This window comes from Acinetobacter legionensis (genome assembly GCF_048552295.1).
Lineage (GTDB): Bacteria > Pseudomonadota > Gammaproteobacteria > Pseudomonadales > Moraxellaceae > Acinetobacter.
The window spans coordinates 1-861 of the sequence record NZ_JBIMCW010000072.1; the positions used below are offsets into that span (position 1 = coordinate 1).

Consider the following 861-nt stretch of genomic DNA (forward strand, 5'->3'; position numbering starts at 1 on the left):
GAGTCAGAGTCACTGTCAGAATCCGAATCGCTGTCAGAATCCGAATCGCTGTCAGAATCCGAGTCGCTGTCAGAGTCAGAATCGCTGTCAGAGTCCGAGTCGCTGTCAGAGTCAGAATCGCTGTCAGAATCAGAATCGCTGTCAGAGTCCGAGTCGCTGTCAGAGTCCGAGTCGCTGTCAGAGTCAGAATCGCTGTCAGAGTCAGAATCGCTGTCAGAGTCAGAATCGCTGTCAGAGTCCGAGTCGCTGTCAGAGTCAGAATCGCTGTCAGAATCCGAGTCGCTGTCAGAATCCGAGTCGCTGTCAGAGTCCGAGTCGCTGTCTGAGTCCGAGTCGCTGTCAGAGTCAGAATCGCTGTCAGAATCCGAGTCGCTGTCAGAGTCCGAGTCGCTGTCAGAATCCGAGTCACTGTCAGAGTCAGAATCGCTGTCAGAATCCGAGTCACTGTCAGAGTCAGATCCAATATCTACAATGACTACTGTTGGTAATGAATTATTCCCTGCTGGGTCTGTCGCGATTGCCTTAACTTCATCACCATCATCTAAACCAGGATTTGGCACTGTCCAAGTTCCATCTGGACCAGCAACAACTGTGGTTTTGGTGCCATCTGGGTAAGTAACTGTGACTGTTGAACCTGGCTCAGCTGTACCTGTAATAGGATCTGTTCCATCAATTGGATCTATTACAGGAGCTGCTGGTGGAATAGCATCTACAACGACGACCGTTGGTAATGAATTATTTCCTGCTGGGTCTGTCGCGATTGCCTTAACTTCGTCGCCATCTTTTAAACCAGGATTTGGCACTGTCCAAGTTCCATCTGGACTCGTAACAACTGTGGTTTTGCTGCCATCTGGGTAAGTG

The 861-nt window shown here is 49.9% G+C and carries 1 protein-coding gene; it reads right to left on the bottom strand.

Going from position 1 to position 861, the window contains the following annotated elements:
• A partial coding sequence (locus ACG916_RS21490) for an Ig-like domain-containing protein (RefSeq protein WP_419378813.1) occupies positions 1–861 on the bottom strand: 861 nt, incomplete at both ends.